At 62.4% G+C, this 13,870-nt stretch carries 19 protein-coding genes and 1 tRNA gene; 12 read left to right on the top strand and 8 right to left on the bottom strand.

The window, feature by feature from the left end; genetic code table 11:
* Nucleotides 1-174, bottom strand: a 174-nt coding sequence (locus tag WCB02_RS05975) for a DUF1365 family protein (RefSeq protein WP_423956915.1), incomplete at its 3' end; no start/stop codon positions are given.
* Nucleotides 175-176: 2 nt separating this feature from the next.
* Nucleotides 177-1,490 carry an NAD(P)/FAD-dependent oxidoreductase gene (locus WCB02_RS05970; RefSeq protein ID WP_423956914.1) on the bottom strand — a complete coding sequence of 438 codons (1,314 nt, stop codon included), beginning with the start codon at nt 1,488-1,490 and terminating at the stop codon, nt 177-179.
* Nucleotides 1,491-1,622: 132 nt separating this feature from the next.
* Here WCB02_RS05970 and WCB02_RS05965 point away from each other — a divergent pair, with 132 nt between their 5' ends.
* Entirely contained in the window at nt 1,623-2,354 is a 732-nt protein-coding gene (locus WCB02_RS05965; RefSeq protein ID WP_423956913.1) for a tRNA-uridine aminocarboxypropyltransferase, read from the top strand.
* Nucleotides 2,355-2,419: 65 nt separating this feature from the next.
* Here WCB02_RS05965 and rpsU read toward each other — a convergent pair whose 3' ends face one another.
* Together rpsU and WCB02_RS05955 are read right to left on the bottom strand one after the other, a co-directional pair.
* Nucleotides 2,420-2,710: a 30S ribosomal protein S21 gene (gene rpsU / locus WCB02_RS05960; RefSeq protein WP_423956912.1), complete on the bottom strand. Its 291-nt coding sequence runs from the start codon at nt 2,708-2,710 to the stop codon at nt 2,420-2,422.
* A gap of 357 nt (nt 2,711-3,067) precedes the next feature.
* The gene (locus WCB02_RS05955) at nt 3,068-3,253 is read right to left on the bottom strand and encodes a hypothetical protein (RefSeq protein WP_423956911.1); all 186 of its coding nucleotides are present in this window, start codon (nt 3,251-3,253) and stop codon (nt 3,068-3,070) included.
* Between the two features lie 306 nt (nt 3,254-3,559).
* On the opposite strand from WCB02_RS05955, the gene WCB02_RS05950 reads away from it, so the two are divergent.
* The 4 genes from WCB02_RS05950 (at nt 3,560) to WCB02_RS05935 (ending at nt 5,259) form a co-directional block, all read left to right on the top strand.
* On the top strand, nt 3,560-3,769 hold the full coding sequence (locus WCB02_RS05950) for a cold-shock protein (RefSeq protein WP_423956910.1): 210 nt from the start codon (nt 3,560-3,562) through the stop codon (nt 3,767-3,769).
* Nucleotides 3,770-3,914: 145 nt separating this feature from the next.
* The gene (locus WCB02_RS05945; protein ID WP_423956909.1) at nt 3,915-4,157 is read left to right on the top strand and encodes a transcriptional regulator; all 243 of its coding nucleotides are present in this window, start codon (nt 3,915-3,917) and stop codon (nt 4,155-4,157) included.
* A 97-nt stretch (nt 4,158-4,254) separates the two neighbouring features.
* A tRNA-Cys gene (locus WCB02_RS05940) sits at nt 4,255-4,328 on the top strand.
* A gap of 634 nt (nt 4,329-4,962) precedes the next feature.
* The gene (locus WCB02_RS05935) at nt 4,963-5,259 is read left to right on the top strand and encodes a hypothetical protein (RefSeq protein ID WP_423956908.1); all 297 of its coding nucleotides are present in this window, start codon (nt 4,963-4,965) and stop codon (nt 5,257-5,259) included.
* A gap of 204 nt (nt 5,260-5,463) precedes the next feature.
* Here the strand turns inward: WCB02_RS05935 and WCB02_RS05930 are convergent, their stop codons facing one another.
* Entirely contained in the window at nt 5,464-5,895 is a 432-nt protein-coding gene (locus WCB02_RS05930) for a response regulator (protein WP_423956907.1), read from the bottom strand.
* Nucleotides 5,895-6,338, bottom strand: coding sequence for a response regulator (locus WCB02_RS05925; protein ID WP_423956906.1), 444 nt, complete (start codon nt 6,336-6,338; stop codon nt 5,895-5,897). Before WCB02_RS05925 ends, WCB02_RS05930 begins: the two co-directional genes overlap by 1 nt.
* A 325-nt stretch (nt 6,339-6,663) precedes the next feature.
* Between WCB02_RS05925 and WCB02_RS05920 the strand changes: the two genes are divergently transcribed.
* From WCB02_RS05920 to WCB02_RS05910, 3 genes are read left to right on the top strand one after another with little or no spacing between them, the layout of a single operon-like run.
* On the top strand, nt 6,664-8,241 hold the full coding sequence (locus tag WCB02_RS05920; protein WP_423956905.1) for a sensor histidine kinase: 1,578 nt from the start codon (nt 6,664-6,666) through the stop codon (nt 8,239-8,241).
* On the top strand, nt 8,238-8,726 hold the full coding sequence (locus tag WCB02_RS05915) for a response regulator (protein ID WP_423956904.1): 489 nt from the start codon (nt 8,238-8,240) through the stop codon (nt 8,724-8,726). Before WCB02_RS05920 ends, WCB02_RS05915 begins: the two co-directional genes overlap by 4 nt.
* Nucleotides 8,727-8,776: 50 nt before the next feature.
* Nucleotides 8,777-10,639: a response regulator gene (locus WCB02_RS05910; RefSeq protein ID WP_423956903.1), complete on the top strand. Its 1,863-nt coding sequence runs from the start codon at nt 8,777-8,779 to the stop codon at nt 10,637-10,639.
* 108 nt (nt 10,640-10,747) lie between these two features.
* Here the strand turns inward: WCB02_RS05910 and WCB02_RS05905 are convergent, their stop codons facing one another.
* Complete coding sequence (locus WCB02_RS05905; RefSeq protein WP_423956902.1) at nt 10,748-11,023, bottom strand: hypothetical protein; 276 nt, start codon at nt 11,021-11,023, stop codon at nt 10,748-10,750.
* A gap of 139 nt (nt 11,024-11,162) precedes the next feature.
* Between WCB02_RS05905 and WCB02_RS05900 the strand changes: the two genes are divergently transcribed.
* From WCB02_RS05900 to WCB02_RS05885, 4 genes are all read left to right on the top strand, one after another.
* Entirely contained in the window at nt 11,163-11,570 is a 408-nt protein-coding gene (locus WCB02_RS05900; protein ID WP_423956901.1) for a hypothetical protein, read from the top strand.
* A 141-nt stretch (nt 11,571-11,711) separates the two neighbouring features.
* Nucleotides 11,712-11,966, top strand: a complete 255-nt coding sequence (locus WCB02_RS05895) for a hypothetical protein (RefSeq protein WP_423956900.1) — start codon at nt 11,712-11,714, stop codon at nt 11,964-11,966.
* Nucleotides 11,967-12,066: 100 nt separating this feature from the next.
* The gene (locus WCB02_RS05890) at nt 12,067-12,318 is read left to right on the top strand and encodes a hypothetical protein (protein ID WP_423956899.1); all 252 of its coding nucleotides are present in this window, start codon (nt 12,067-12,069) and stop codon (nt 12,316-12,318) included.
* 93 nt (nt 12,319-12,411) lie between these two features.
* Entirely contained in the window at nt 12,412-13,542 is a 1,131-nt protein-coding gene (locus tag WCB02_RS05885; protein ID WP_423956898.1) for an acyltransferase family protein, read from the top strand.
* 58 nt (nt 13,543-13,600) lie between these two features.
* On the opposite strand, the gene WCB02_RS05880 is transcribed toward WCB02_RS05885, so the two are convergent.
* A partial coding sequence (locus WCB02_RS05880) for a hypothetical protein (RefSeq protein WP_423956897.1) occupies nt 13,601-13,870 on the bottom strand: 270 nt, incomplete at its 5' end.

Raw genomic sequence — 13,870 nt, 5'->3', positions numbered from 1 at the left:
GAACAGGGGGGACTGGCGATCCGCTTCGTCGAGCCGATCGAGATCGATCAAGAGGCTCATGACGCGATAGCTGAACCGATGGCCGATCGGCTTCAGCCGCGCGTGCATCACTTTTCCGACATAGAGCGCCGCGGCGCGGCCGTTATCGCAAGCTTGGGGTCGTCCCACGGCCATTGCTACTCCGCGGCTTGCGCCAGTTGCGGCGGCGCCGGGCGCCAGGGCGCGGTCGCGCCGAGCGCCTCGGCGACCGCAAGTCCCGACCGCAAGCCGTCCTCATGAAAGCCATAGCCGGTCCAGGCGCCGCAGAACCAAGTGTGCTGGCGGCCCTGGATTTCGGCAAGGCGCTTCTGCGCCGCGAAGGCGGCCGCGTTGTATTGCGGATGCTCGCAGACATATTTGTCGAAGGTCAGTTCGGGCGCCGGCGCGAATGGCGGGTTGAGGGTGACGAACAGCGGCTTGTCCGGATCGATGCCCTGCAGCTCGTTCATCCAGTAGGTCACGGCGATATCGTTTTCGGCCGCGCTCTCGCGCTGCCAGCGCAGGAAATTCCAGGACGCCCAGGCGCGTTGCCGTTTCGGCATCAGCCGCTGGTCGCGATGCAGATAGACGGTATTCGGCGCATAGCCGATCGCGCCGAGAATATCGCGTTCGCGCGGGTCGGGATCGGCGAGCATCGAGAGCGCCTGGTCGCTGTGGGAGGCGATCACGACATGATCGTAGCGGTCGCTTCCGCCGTGACTGTCATGGACGACGACGCCGTGGCATGTCCGTTCGATCCGGGTCACTGCACAGCCGAGCCGCATCCGGTCACGAAACCCAGCGGTCAGTTTTTCCACATAGCGGGCGCTGCCGCCTTTGACGGTGCGCCAGACCGGACGATCCAAATGCAGCAGGCGATGGTTGTCGAAGAATGCCACGAAATTCTCGGCCGGAAAATCCAGCATCTCGGCCGCCGGCGCCGACCAGATCGCAGCCCCCATCGGGGCGAGATAGTCGGTCAACAGGCGCGGCGCGAAGTGCTTGCGGCGGAAATAGTCGCCGAGCGTGAGCCCGGCCAGCCGGCCGGCCTTGTAGTCCTCGACGCTCTGCTGGTTGAAGCTGAGAATGTCGCGCAGCATCCAGAGATAGGACGACGAGAGCAGGTTCTTCGGCTGTGCGAACAGGCCTTTGGCTGTCTCAAACCAGCTGCTGCCGCCGCCTTTCCATTCGAACCCGCCGCCGTTGGCAGTGACTGCAAAGCTCATGCAGCTTGCCATGGTCTCGACGCCGAGATGGGCGAACAAGGCCTTCAAGTCGGGATAGTTGAGTTCATTATAGACGATGAAGCCGGTATCGACCGCGATCTGCGTGCCATCATAATCGACGGTCACGGTATGGCTGTGTCCGCCGGGCCGGAGTTCGCGCTCGTAGACGGTAACCGGATAGCGTCTCGACAAGGTCCAAGCGGCGGCATTGCCTGCGATTCCCGTTCCGATAACCGCGACACGCATTCGCTAGCCCCCATCCGTCGATGACCAAGAGATGGCTGAGATACGCTGCCGTCCGTGCCGGGTTTCAGCACGGGATGGCCGGCGGGGATGCCGCTTGTTGAAGTGCGCGGCCGGCGAGCTTATAGCGGCGCCATGTCCGACCCATCGCAAGAGACCGGCGCCCTGGTGGTGGTCGCCGAGTGCCCGCGCTGTCTCAAACCGCTGCCGCTGTGCATTTGTGACAGCATCACGCCGATCGAAAGCCGGCTCTCGCTGTTGATCCTGCAGCATCCGCAGGAGCAGGACAGGGCGCTGGGCACCGCGCGGCTGACCGCGCAGCATTTTGCCAAGGCGGTGCTGCGAATCGGCCTGTCTTGGCCGAGCCTTGCCAAGGCGCTGGGACGGCCGGTCGCCGATCCGACGCGCTGGGCGGTGCTTTATCTCGGCTCGGCAAAAGTCGCCGATCTCGACACCGACCGCGAGATCGTCGCGATCGACCGCAAGGGTGCCATCGCGGACAACCAGCGCGCCATCCTCGGTCATATCGAGGGCGTGGTGCTGCTGGACGGCACCTGGAGCCAGGCAAAGGCGTTGTGGTGGCGCAATGCGTGGATGCTGAAATGCCAACGCATCATTCTCGGCCCGAATCAGCCGTCGCGTTACGGGCATTTGCGTCGGGAGCCGCGCCGCGACGGGCTGGCGACCATCGAGGCGGCGGCGATGCTGATCGCCGGTCTTGAAAAACGCCCCGATATCGTGGCGACCTTGAACGCGAGCTTCGAACGCATGCTGGCGCGCTATCGCGATGTGCAGGAGACGATGCCGGACCTCGCCCCTCGACCGAAGCCGCGCCAGAAGCGCGATTTTCGCCGCAGGCGCGCCTGAGCGGTAAGGAACTCGAGTGGATTGGCGGGCGGCCATCATGGGAGGCCACAGGACGCGAGCGCTGGTCAGCCTTGTGCGGGTTTGCCGGTGGTCGCGATGGGAAATTCCACCGGCCGAGTGCCGATCTTCCTGGGTTTTTTCACGGGAGCGGCAATCAGCCCCTCTCTGATGGCTTGTTTCCGCGCCAGTTTGCGCAGCCGGCGGATGGCGTCGGCTTTCTCTCGTGTCGCCCTGTCTGACGGCTTTTCGTAGAAGCGCCGCCGCCGCATCTCCCTGAACACGCCTTCGCGCTGCATCTTCTTCTTCAGCACGCGAAGCGCCTGCTCGACGTTGTTGTCGCGGACAAATACCTGCAAACCGTCACTCCTTGCGGCCGCCCTATCGGCTAAAACCTGTCGCGGCAGCTACTGCGCAGGAGTATGCGAATATCAGGATCGATGGAGGCAGACCCGACAACGCCGATGGCGTCGTCCGGGACGAGCGAGCTTGCAAAGGGCTGTGCCAAGAACTGGCCCGGTCCGCGCGCATATCGTCAGATCGCGGATACGATCGGTGCGGCAGCACAGCGGGTCTCGCGGCCAAGGGGCCAATGACCGATGGTTTCGGCACGATGGCGCTTGCGTGCCCAAATAGCCAGCCTTTCTTTTCTCGGCCGGTCTTGGTTTGGTCTTGACCCCGCGCACGGGACCGTCGATTTGTCCGGGTCAGCTAAGTCATTCGGGTTTCCTGATCGGGCCCACGATCAGCCGGTAGCTGGGAACCCAGGCGGTATTCCAGCTTTCGAGGGTCGCACCGCACACCGCGCATTCGTAGCTGCCGCTCTCTCGGGCCGCAGCGATGGCTTCGATGCGGCGATAGACCGCGCCGCATGTGCAGGATCGGTGGTCGGTTTTTGGCATCCGAGCAATATGCGCCCGGGAGTCTCCTTTTGCCAGAGCCTCTGCTTTGCCAAAGCCTCTTGCTGTTGCCAAAGTGCCTGCAATGGCCGGGGTGAGGGGAGAGTCACCACCATAGGCTGCAATGTACAATATAATTGCCCGCGCTTCTTGTATTTGCCCGAGAAACCGTATAAGTTGGCCGCGTTCGATTAGCCGCTGTGCCTTGTTGAATGTGCCTGCGGGCTCTTTTCAAAGACATCGACGTAATTGAATTTGAATCGCGTGATCGTCACGCGAATTGCGCTCGAGCGCTTGGAGAAGATAATAATGCCGACAGGAACAGTGAAGTGGTTTAATGGCCAGAAGGGCTTTGGATTCATCCAGCCGAACGATGGCGGCAACGACGTGTTCGTGCATATCAGCGCGGTCGAGCGTGCCGGTCTGTCCGGTCTGGCCGAAGGCCAGAAGGTGACGTTCGAGATCAAGGCCGACAAGATGCGTGGCAAGACCAGCGCGGAAAATCTCTCGCTGGCCTAAGGCCCGGCGCGCCGTTCCACGGATGTACTGGAAGGGCGCTGCATACCTGCTCGACCCTCCCGCTCGACCCCTGGGGTTGAGCGGGTTTTTGTCGTATCAGAACGGAAGAGCACATTGTTGGTCAGAAGCATGGCTGGTAAGAAACATGGCCGGTAAGAAAACAGACGAACCCTCGCCGGAACGAATCGCCCGAGCGAACCGGCAACGGATCGCGTTCGAGGAAGGCCAGAAGGCGATGGCAGATGTTGAAAAGCAGTCCGTCGCGGTCCGGGACAACATGGAACGCTTGCGCGCGCTGAGGCAAGCCAAAGAGGCTGAAACGCTCAAGACCGAACTGACTGAGGGCACCAAGGCCAAGCCGAAGCGGAAGAAGCGGTTGTCAAGCTAGCGGCGTTGCAAAAAAGCGATTTTTTGAAACACATCGCCATCTAACGCGAGGGTAGTTGCCCAAGCCCTTGATCTTCTGTATTGATCCGCCTCCTTGGGGCCACGTGGCGGAGTGGTTACGCAGCGGTCTGCAAAACCGTTTACTCCGGTTCAATTCCGGACGTGGCCTCCAAGCAATATCATCAAGATCTTGCGCCCGGTCGTTGAGACCGGATGCAAGCCACGGCCTGGGGGCTTCAGCCGCGGCGCGCTTGGCGGCGGGCTCTGCGGTCGTGACGGGCTCGTAACTTCGAGAAGCTTGCATGCCCGTGCAAGCCTCGGGAACGGCAGCGACGCCAGCCTGCAGCTGATGGCATCCTTCACGGCAAATCGGAGGACGGTTGCCCGGCGTTCAGCTCGGAGCGTCCGCAATCAGCAGGCCGCGTTCCAGCCTTCCGGAAATGGAATCATGGGCCAAGCTTCGCCATTGTCGTTGGCAGCTCTCCGCGGCCGATTGCTGGCCGGCAGATAGGTCGACATGCAGTCCTCCCCGGGTACGGGTGCAACGGCGGTTTGAACGGCATCCAGCAATCGATTGTACTCAACTTCGCTCATCATCACACGCATGGCCTCCGCCGTCGGGAGGCGCACGGTGGCAAAACTGGCTTGTTTCCGGATTGAGCGGATTGCTCAAATTGTATCGATCCGGTGGGCGTGACCTGAAATGGTTACGGGATGCTTTTGTTCCTGCGACGAGGCTAGGCCTCATCGGAGGCGAAAGAGTGTGAGAAAAATCACATTTCCAGGGAAAAATTCTGCCTATTTGGTTGGATCAAGGCAGCCGCGACAGCCTCGATGAGGAGATCCCCGCCATGAAAGCAGGAATTCGGCTCGCGGGTTCGATCAGTCACACCCGACGCGCGTGGGCGCTCGGTCTCCTTTGGACGATGGTCACGGCTGGTTCGGCGCAGGCCGCCGGCACACCGGAGCAGCGCAGGGCCTGCGCGCCGGACGTCTATCGTTTATGCCCTGGCGAGATCCCCAACATCCGCGCCATCACTGCCTGCCTCCGGCGCCAGAAGGCCAATCTGAGCGAGGCCTGCCGCGCGCAGTTCGAGCAGTAAGCGCCGCGCGGGAACGCCATCGGTCGTAATTCGCAGCCCGCGCCTGAGTTGTGGATTTGTGCGCAGCAAGACATTGCTGCAGCGTCGGATTCTCAGTTTGTAAGGCTGTGGATATGCTGCGGAGAACCTGTGCGCTGCGGTCACCTGCGGTCATGTCACGCGGGTTGTGGCTCGCGTCGGCTCGCCGCCCCGCCGAGGCTGGTCTCAAACAGGCCGGCCGCCCGCAATCCGCCTGGCTGGGCTCTCCGCATGGCCAGCCTGTCCGCCGGTGACGCTGGTCACCAGTGAGGTCAGGTCTTTCGGCTTGAACGGTTTGGCCAGGCGGTGCAGTCCCTCCAGCGTCATCTGCGAACCCTCGACATCGTCGAGGCCCTCCTCGGGCTCCAGAAGCATTCCGGACATCACGACGATGGGCAGCTCCGGTTTGGTTTTGCGCACCGTCTCGATGACTTTCCAGCCGTGAACCTTGGGCAGGCTGAGATCGATCAGGGCCAGGTCGAACTCACGCGAGGCGAGCAGATTGAGCGCCGCTTCGCCGTCGCCACAGCACACCACCTCATGACCCTCTCTGGTGAGCAGCAAGCGGACCACGCTGCACACTCCGGCCTCGTCGTCGGCGATCAGGATCCTGCTCATTACGCAGGCCCGGGAGCGGCGGACGACGCTTCAAACCCGCGCATGGCGGTGAGGCGTTGCACCTCGATATCGAGCGACCGATCGATCGCCTGCAGCAGTTCTCCCGCGGGAAACGGCTTTTGCAACGACGCAGCGGCGCCAAGCCGGATGGCCATGCCCAGAAAGTCCGGCGCGCCCTGTTTGCGGTCGGTGAAGGCGCAGCCGGAAATCGCAATGAAGGGCAAATCCGGCTTGAGCTTGATCAGCTCGCGGATCGTCGCGATGCCGTCCATGCCGGACATGAACATGTCGATGATGACGGCATCCAACGCAAGCGTGGAAATCAACCGCAACCCGCTCGGACCGTCGGGCGCAACAAACACATCGAACCTCCGTCGCGTCAGCAACGCGTCGAGTGCCGCGCGTGTCGAATAATCATCGTCGATCACGAGAATTCTGGGCATGGTCACCCCGGTTTCAGCCAGACTCAGAAACACGACGCAACCCCGAAGACGAATCCCCGCAATACCCAAGGGCAGCTGAAGATCAGTCCTGTCGCCATCTTGCGCAATCGGGAGTTTTACGGGGGGAACGCTGCAAGCGGATCGATGTTTCTGTCCAGCGGCGTTGCTGCATTCTCCCGGATGCGCGACAGCAAACAAAACAGTGACCGGCATATGCACGGCTTGATGCAGAAGCGGTGCCGCTGCCACGATAGGGTCGAAAACTTTACGCTCTGATTCGTTTGATGCGACGCCAAGCGAAGTGAGCCTACCCACTGGGATCATGATGGCAGATCAAGCCGCTGTCGGAAAGGCGAGCGCAGGCACTGATAACAGCCTGCCGCCCGGATGGGATGCGGGCTCCGAGTCGGCTCGGCTGCCGCGTCGCGGCAAGCTGCTGCAAAGCACCGTCGACGAGGACCAGGTCTACGCCGCGGTCGTGCAGTCCGTTGGTGACGCCATCGTCACCAAAGCGCTCGATGGCAAGATCACGGGCTGGAACCGCTCCGCCGAGCGGATGTTCGGCTTCTCGGCCGATGAGGCCATCGGCCGATCGATCGACATGATCGTTCCGCCAGATTTGCAGGGAGAGACCGCTCACCTGCTCGAGCGCACGGCCGCGGGCGAGTCCATCGATCGTTACGAGACGGTCCGCTGCGCCAAGGATGGCCGGCTCCTGGACGTGTCGTTGAGCATCTCTCCGGTTCGAACCCAGTCGGGCACGATCATCGGCGCGGCCAAGGTCGTGCGCGACCTGACCGAGCAGAGATTTGCCGAGCGCAAGTTCCAGCTTGCCGTCGAGGCCTGCCCGAGCGGCATTCTCATGATCGACGCTGCAGGCGTGATCGCGCTTGCCAACGCCGAGCTGGAACGGCAATTCGGCTATCCGCGTTCCGAGCTGATCGGCAAGAGCGTCGATCTGCTGCTGCCCGAGCGGTTGCGCCAAGGCCACATCCGGCATCGCTCCCAATTCAGGAACGCGCCGGCGGTCCGAGCCATGGGGGCTGGTCGCGATCTCTACGGGCGGCGCAAGGACGGCTCCGAATTCGCGGTTGAGATCGGCCTCAATCCGATCACCGCGCTGGATGGGGCGATGGTGCTGGCAACCGTCATCGACATCACGGCCCGCAAGGAGGCCGAGGCCGCCATCGAAGCGCATAACGAGCAGTTGCGCCGCTCCAACGCGGAGCTGGAGCAATTCGCCTATATCGCCTCGCATGATCTGCAGGAGCCGCTGCGGATGGTGGCGAGCTTCACCCAGCTTCTGGAAGACCGCTACAGCGACAAGCTCGACGACAGGGCGCGCAAATATATCGGATATGCCGTGGAAGGCGCCAAGCGGATGCAGAGCCTGGTGCGCGACCTCCTGGCCTATTCGCGCGTGACTTCCACGGAGAAAGTGCTGAAGCCCGTCGAAAGCGGCGCGGTGGTGGCCGCCGTGGCCGAGCGTCTGTCGGCGCCGATCAGGGAAAGCGGCACCAGGATTCTGGTCCACCCATTGCCGGTCGTCATCAGCGATGAACTGGAGCTCGGGCAGGTGTTTCAGAACCTGATCAGCAATGCCGTGAAATTTCGTGCCGCTGATCGCCCACCGCGCATCGAGATCGCCGCCGAGCGGCAGCGCGCACTATGGAGATTCTCCGTCGCCGACAACGGCATCGGCATCGACCAAAAATTCGGCGAGCGCATTTTCCAGATGTTCCAGCGTCTGCACGAGCGCTCAAAATACGACGGCAGCGGGATCGGGCTCGCCATCGCCAAGAAGATCGTCGAACGTCATGGGGGAAAGATATGGTTCGTCTCAGCGCCGGACAAGGGAACCACATTCCACTTTACGCTGCCGGCCAAGGATCAAGACCAATGAATCCGATGCTTGACGCAAATGGCGCCGTCCAGAGGATCCTGCTGGTCGAGGACAATCCCGCTGATGCCGATCTGACTCAGGTCGCCTTCGAAACGGTCGGGACACCAGCGGAAATCAACGTGCTCGTAAATGGCGAGGAAGCGATCAACTATCTGTCGCGGCACGGCGCCTACCACGACGCCGTGGCTCCCCAGCTCGTGCTGCTCGACCTCAACCTTCCGCGCGTCGGCGGCCTCGAGGTCCTGGCGGCGATCAAGTCGCTGCAATCGACCCGGCATATCCCGGTCGTCGTCCTGACCTCCTCGGAATCCGGCGATGACATCATCAAGTCCTATCAGCTCGGCGCGAACTGCTACCTGACCAAGCCGTTTGGCCTCAACGCCTACCGCGACATGGCGCGACGGCTGTACGAGTTCTGGCTTCAGCTCGCCAAGCTGCCGCCGTCCAGCGACGAGTCGCCCCCTGGCGGCACACTCATCCAATAGTCGGGTGTTCGGCAGCTGGTCCGAGTCCATCCGGCCAAGGGTATCCGACAATGATGCAAGATCTCACGCACCGGCTGTTACTTGTCGAAGACAATCCAGGCGATGCCCTGCTGGTCAGCGAGGCGCTCACCGAGATTACCAACTATCGGCTGTCGCTGGAGGAAGTCACCAGCCTGAAGCAGGCGTCGGCGGCCCTGAAATCGAACGGCTTCGACGGCATTATCCTCGACCTGACGCTGCCTGATTCCACCGGCATCGAGACCTTGAGCCATGTGCGCGCGGTTTCGCATGGCGCGCCCATTATCGTCCTGACCGGGCTCGATGGCGGCAGCGGAATGCGCGAGCAAGCCGAATTGCTCGGCGCGTTCGAATTCGTCAACAAGAGCGAACTGGCGCAGCTGCTGCCGCGCAGCGTGCATTGGACATTGCGCCATAAGCGCGCCGAGGCCCAGCACCGCCAGTTTGAACGACTGGTCGGCGCGATCCCGGACGCGGTCATCGTCACCGACCGCGCAGGGGTGATCCGTTTCGTCAATGACGCCGCGTTCGAACTGTTCGGCAAGCGCCGCGACAATTTTGTCGGCGAAATGATCGGGCTGGCGCTCAAGGAAGGTGAGGTTTCGGACATCGAGATCAAACGCGGCAAGGAGAAGCGGTCCTGCGAGGCGCGGGTGACCGGGTGCGAATGGAACGGCGTGGCTGCTCATCTCGTGCTGGTTCGCGACATGACGGAGCAGAAGCGGCTCAGCGAACAGTTGCAGCATGCCCAGAAGATGGAAGCCGTCGGCTTGATGGCGGGCGGCGTCGCACACGACTTCAACAATCTGCTGCTGGTCATGCTGGTCTATGCCGAAATGCTGCGGGAAGAGTGCGGCACTGAGGACCCGCGCAAGACCGACATCACCGAGATCATCCATTCGATCGATCGGGCGCGGGCCCTGACCGGGCAGTTGCTGGCATTCTCGCGCAAGCAGCCGACCCTGCCGTCGGTCATCAGGTTGACGGACGTGGTCGCCGGCGTGCACTCGATGCTTCGCCGCACGCTACCCGCCAGCATCGAGATTGTCACGATCGCCGGCGACGATCTCTGGCCGGTTCTCGTCGACAGAGGACAGATCGAGCAGGTTCTGATGAATCTCGCCGTCAACGCGCGGGACGCGTTGCATTCCGGGGGACGCTTCGCCGTCGAGATCGAGAACCAGCGCATCGAGCGCACCGACCAGGGCCTGGCCCCGGGCGACTATGTGGCGATGCGCGTCGGCGACAATGGGACCGGCATCGCGCCGGAACATCTCGACAAGATCTTCGATCCGTTCTTTACGACCAAGGAGCACGGCCGCGGAACCGGGCTTGGGCTTGCGACCTGCTACGGCATCGTCGCGCAAGCGGGCGGCCGCCTCGCGGTCGAGAGCAAGCTCGGCGTCGGCACCACCTTCACCATTCTGTTGCCGCGGACACAGCAAAAGGCCGAGCAGGCGTCCGACCTGGTCGGTGAAGCGGAAGGACCGCGCGGGCGCGAGACGATCCTCATTGTCGAGGACGACCACGCCGTCATGCGCGCGACCGCGGCCACGCTCAAGAAGGCCGGTTACACCATCCTGACGGCCTTCAACGGCGATGAGGCCTCCAGGCTCGTGCAGCGCCAAACCGATCATATCGACCTCGTGCTGAGCGACGTCGTGATGCCCCAGCTGAGCGGGCCGGAATTTGCCGAGTTGCTGGCGGTCGCGCGTCCGCAGGTTCCGGTCATCTTCATGACCGGCTATTCCGACTATCCGATCGTCAACGACAGCGGTGACAACAGGATCGCAAACCGCCGGGCCATCATGAAGCCGTTCCGTCCCAACGAACTGTTGTCGACTGTCCGCGAGGTGCTCGACGGCAGGCCCAGGGAATCAATCGCCCGAGCCTGATTCGCGCACTCAATTGCCGGCATCGGTCACTGATCGCATTGTATTCTGGAAAACCGGTATCCACCCATCGGGGCGTGGCCCGAGAGCATGCCTTTTCCGAAGATGCCTTTAGCCTTCGGTCGCCTTGATGCGACGCGTGCCGCTATGGCCACCTTCGCAGCGGATGCTGACGACCGGACCGTCCTGCAGGGCCAATTTGACGCCGCTGGCCTGCTTCACCTGCCGCAACAGCGGCTCCGGTCCAATGATCGAGCCTTCCGCGACCAGAGGCCCGGCGTGCGGCGCCAGCGTTAACGAATAGGGCACCATCGCGACATCGCGGCCGTCGATGATGATCATCCCATCGCCGCTCAGTTCATCCGTGAAATCCGCATAGCTGTCCATTGGCGTGCCCTCGAACCGGGAAAAGTTCCGAACTCCCGGTTTGGTTCCAGGGTCGATGCCATGCCCGGCCTTGTCGCATCCGGCGCGGTTTTGCGCCGGGCATCGCCGCGGGCGGAAGCAGGGTGGGTGCGGATAGCTGGTGATATCTGCTGCCCCGGCACAGTTTAATTTGCAGCGGAGAATCAACTCTGGTCCTCTTGGCCAACAGATGCAGTTGCAGGGGGCCAATATGTCGATGCGTGTCTTGTTGATACCTGTCTCTTCGGTGCGCGTTCTCTCAGCACGCGTCCTTTTGATGCGCTTTCTGGGCGCGGCGGCGCTGACTCTCGCTTTCACCTCGGTCGCGCCTGCGGCCGGCCAATCCGGCGTGATGCAGCGGATGTCATGCGCGGTGGTTCGGTTCTATGTGGCGAGATACTCTGCCTCGACGGCGGAGATGTGGGCGCGCAGCCACGGCGCCACCGAGGCGCAGATCGGCGCCGCGCGGCGCTGTTTGAAGGATATGCCGGCGCAGACGGCGCAAGCCGTGCCCTGGTTAGCCCAGTAGGCAGCCATCATCGGTTTTGTTCCGGCATAAATGTTCCGGAACTCGCTATCGCGGGCGGGAAGAGGTGGACGGCGTCAGTCCGTGCACGGAACAAACGGATCAGCCTCGCATTGTCAGGGCATTCAAACGCTGGAGGACAAGATGCGAAAGTCTCTGTTTGTTGCCGCCGTCATCGGCGCAATCGCTACGCCGGCGCTGGCGGACGAGGTTGGTGTTCACGTTGGGCCCGTCGGGGCTGGCGTGACCGTCGGCGAGGCGCCCGTGTATCGCGATCGCGATCGCGACCATACCACTGTGATCAAGGAGCGCGAGCCGTCCGACCGGACCACCGTGATCAAGAAGGAAGATGCTGACGGCACCCGCAGCAAGACCATCATTCATCACGACAACGACTGATTCAGAAAGCTCCGGCAGACACCGGAGCTTTTTGTCGCTTGAGGTCGTTGAAGTCGTCGGCACTCCAATTGATTCGTGACGAAGGACAAACAACCAGGCGATGAGAATTCGGTCGCATTCAGAGAGCCACATCGTCGAACTCGACGATGGCTCGAAATGGCAGATATTTCCCGGCGATCTCGACGTCACGCTAAACTGGACGCCAGAGGCGGATTTCACGCTCGAGCGCGTCGCCGATGAAATCGGCACGCATACTCTGATCAGCACGGCCGACAACAGCCGGGTCCGCGTCATTCGCACCGGAGAAAACTGGCCGGTCGGGGATGTCACGGCGATCCTGAAGGACGGCTAGCCGGCCGCGACGCGATTGCGGCAGGAGAAGGGCGCGACCGATTGCGCCGATCCGGGGCCATAATAAGCCAAATTGCGTACTATAAGCCCCTCGATGAAACGAATCGAGGAATTGGACGGGCTTCGCGCGATCGCAACGCTGATGGTTATCGCGTGGCACTATATCGGGATTCCGGACGGACCCGATTCTTGGCTGTGGCGGGTCTTCTATCTTGGTCATTTCGGCGTCGACCTGTTCTTCGTGCTGTCGGGGTATCTGATCACGATGATCCTGCTCGAAAACCGCGAATCCGAGAGTTATTTCTCGTCTTTCTATGGACGCCGGGCATTACGGATCTGGCCATTCTATTACCTGATGTGCGCCATATGCTTCATCGGGTGGCGGAGCGGCGCGAGCCCCGCTCTGTTTCGAGGTGCCGTCCCTGGCTGGACCTATATTTTCGGCGTCCAGAACGTCTGGATGGCCAAGCTCCAGACCTTCGGCGCGAACTGGCTCGGGGGGACTTGGTCGCTCGCCATCGAGGAGCAGTTCTATCTCGTTTTCCCGCTCATCGTCCGTTTCGTGCCGGTTGATGTTCTACCGAAGATTCTGGTGACGACGATCGTGATTTGTCCGCTCGGGCGCCTGATCGATAGTTTCACCGGAGATCAGTTCGGCTATTATGTGCTGCCGCAATTCCGCGCCGATGTCCTCAGCATCGGGGCGCTGATCGCGTGGTGGCGCCTTCATGGCGCGCGAGCCTCGGGCCCGGACGACGCGGCGATATCTCGCACCGTTCGGCGGATTCTTGCCGGCTCGGTGCTGCTGCCGCCGCTGATCTGGCTCAGCGGATCACGAGCAGTCCATGCGGCTGCCTGGCAGCATAGCTTTGCCGCCGTGTTTTTTGGGGCGCTGCTGGTCTGGGTGCTGCAGCGCCAGGGGACGTCCGCCCTGAGCTGGCTGCGCGGACCGGTGATGTCCTTCTTCGCAAAGACATCATACGCCGCCTACCTGACCCACTACTGGGTCGCCTATCTCGTCTTCGCCGTGCTCGGCGTCGCGCACGTCGTCAGCACGATGTCCGGCGCTGCGACGACCCTGGCGTCGTTCGCGGTGACATTCGGGCTGTGCGCGCTGAGTTACGCCTATTTTGAAAGGCCCCTGATCGAGCTCGCGCACCGTCGGTTTCGGTTCCAACAAGGCGAATCGGCGGCTATGTCGCTGTTACCCTCTGCAGATTCTTGATCCCTGAGATATGTGCCAAACGTTGGCGCGCGAGCTAGCCTCCGAGGAAGCGGCCTCGCTAGCTGTCCGCTTGGTTGCTCCCTGGATGGCTCAACTCGATCGGCCAGACCCGTATCGCCTCGGCCTCGATGTCGAAGCGGCAGAAGGCTGTGCGCGGTTCCGCAAATCCGCCCGCCGCCTCGACCAGGGCGTCGCCGAAGCGGATGCTGAGCTGATGTCCCGAGGCCATGCCGGTGACAGCTTCGATGACGCCGGTGTAGCGTCCACGATCGCCGATGCGAACTTGCCAGGGCGCGACGCTCCAGCCGACGCGCGCGCCGGTCGTGAG

It is taken from the genome of Bradyrhizobium sp. (genome assembly GCF_049581145.1).
Lineage (GTDB): Bacteria > Pseudomonadota > Alphaproteobacteria > Rhizobiales > Xanthobacteraceae > Bradyrhizobium.
The sequence above is the reverse complement of the archived record's forward strand: the minus strand, read 5'-3'. Positions and strand labels throughout refer to the sequence as shown.

Bases quoted from the DNA above. Each gene is read 5' to 3' on its own strand.
- WCB02_RS05970 (WP_423956914.1), bottom strand. From the start codon at position 1,490: ATGCGTGTCGCGGTTATCGGAACGGGAATCGCAGGCAATGCCGCCGCT.
- WCB02_RS05965 (WP_423956913.1), top strand. From the start codon at position 1,623: ATGTCCGACCCATCGCAAGAGACCGGCGCCCTGGTGGTGGTCGCCGAG.
- WCB02_RS05955 (WP_423956911.1), bottom strand. From the start codon at position 3,253: ATGCCAAAAACCGACCACCGATCCTGCACATGCGGCGCGGTCTATCGC.
- WCB02_RS05950 (WP_423956910.1), top strand. From the start codon at position 3,560: ATGCCGACAGGAACAGTGAAGTGGTTTAATGGCCAGAAGGGCTTTGGA.
- WCB02_RS05945 (WP_423956909.1), top strand. From the start codon at position 3,915: ATGGCCGGTAAGAAAACAGACGAACCCTCGCCGGAACGAATCGCCCGA.
- WCB02_RS05930 (WP_423956907.1), bottom strand. From the start codon at position 5,895: ATGAGCAGGATCCTGATCGCCGACGACGAGGCCGGAGTGTGCAGCGTG.
- WCB02_RS05925 (WP_423956906.1), bottom strand. From the start codon at position 6,338: ATGCCCAGAATTCTCGTGATCGACGATGATTATTCGACACGCGCGGCA.
- WCB02_RS05920 (WP_423956905.1), top strand. From the start codon at position 6,664: ATGGCAGATCAAGCCGCTGTCGGAAAGGCGAGCGCAGGCACTGATAAC.
- WCB02_RS05915 (WP_423956904.1), top strand. From the start codon at position 8,238: ATGAATCCGATGCTTGACGCAAATGGCGCCGTCCAGAGGATCCTGCTG.
- WCB02_RS05910 (WP_423956903.1), top strand. From the start codon at position 8,777: ATGATGCAAGATCTCACGCACCGGCTGTTACTTGTCGAAGACAATCCA.
- WCB02_RS05905 (WP_423956902.1), bottom strand. From the start codon at position 11,023: ATGGACAGCTATGCGGATTTCACGGATGAACTGAGCGGCGATGGGATG.
- WCB02_RS05895 (WP_423956900.1), top strand. From the start codon at position 11,712: ATGCGAAAGTCTCTGTTTGTTGCCGCCGTCATCGGCGCAATCGCTACG.
- WCB02_RS05890 (WP_423956899.1), top strand. From the start codon at position 12,067: ATGAGAATTCGGTCGCATTCAGAGAGCCACATCGTCGAACTCGACGAT.
- WCB02_RS05885 (WP_423956898.1), top strand. From the start codon at position 12,412: ATGAAACGAATCGAGGAATTGGACGGGCTTCGCGCGATCGCAACGCTG.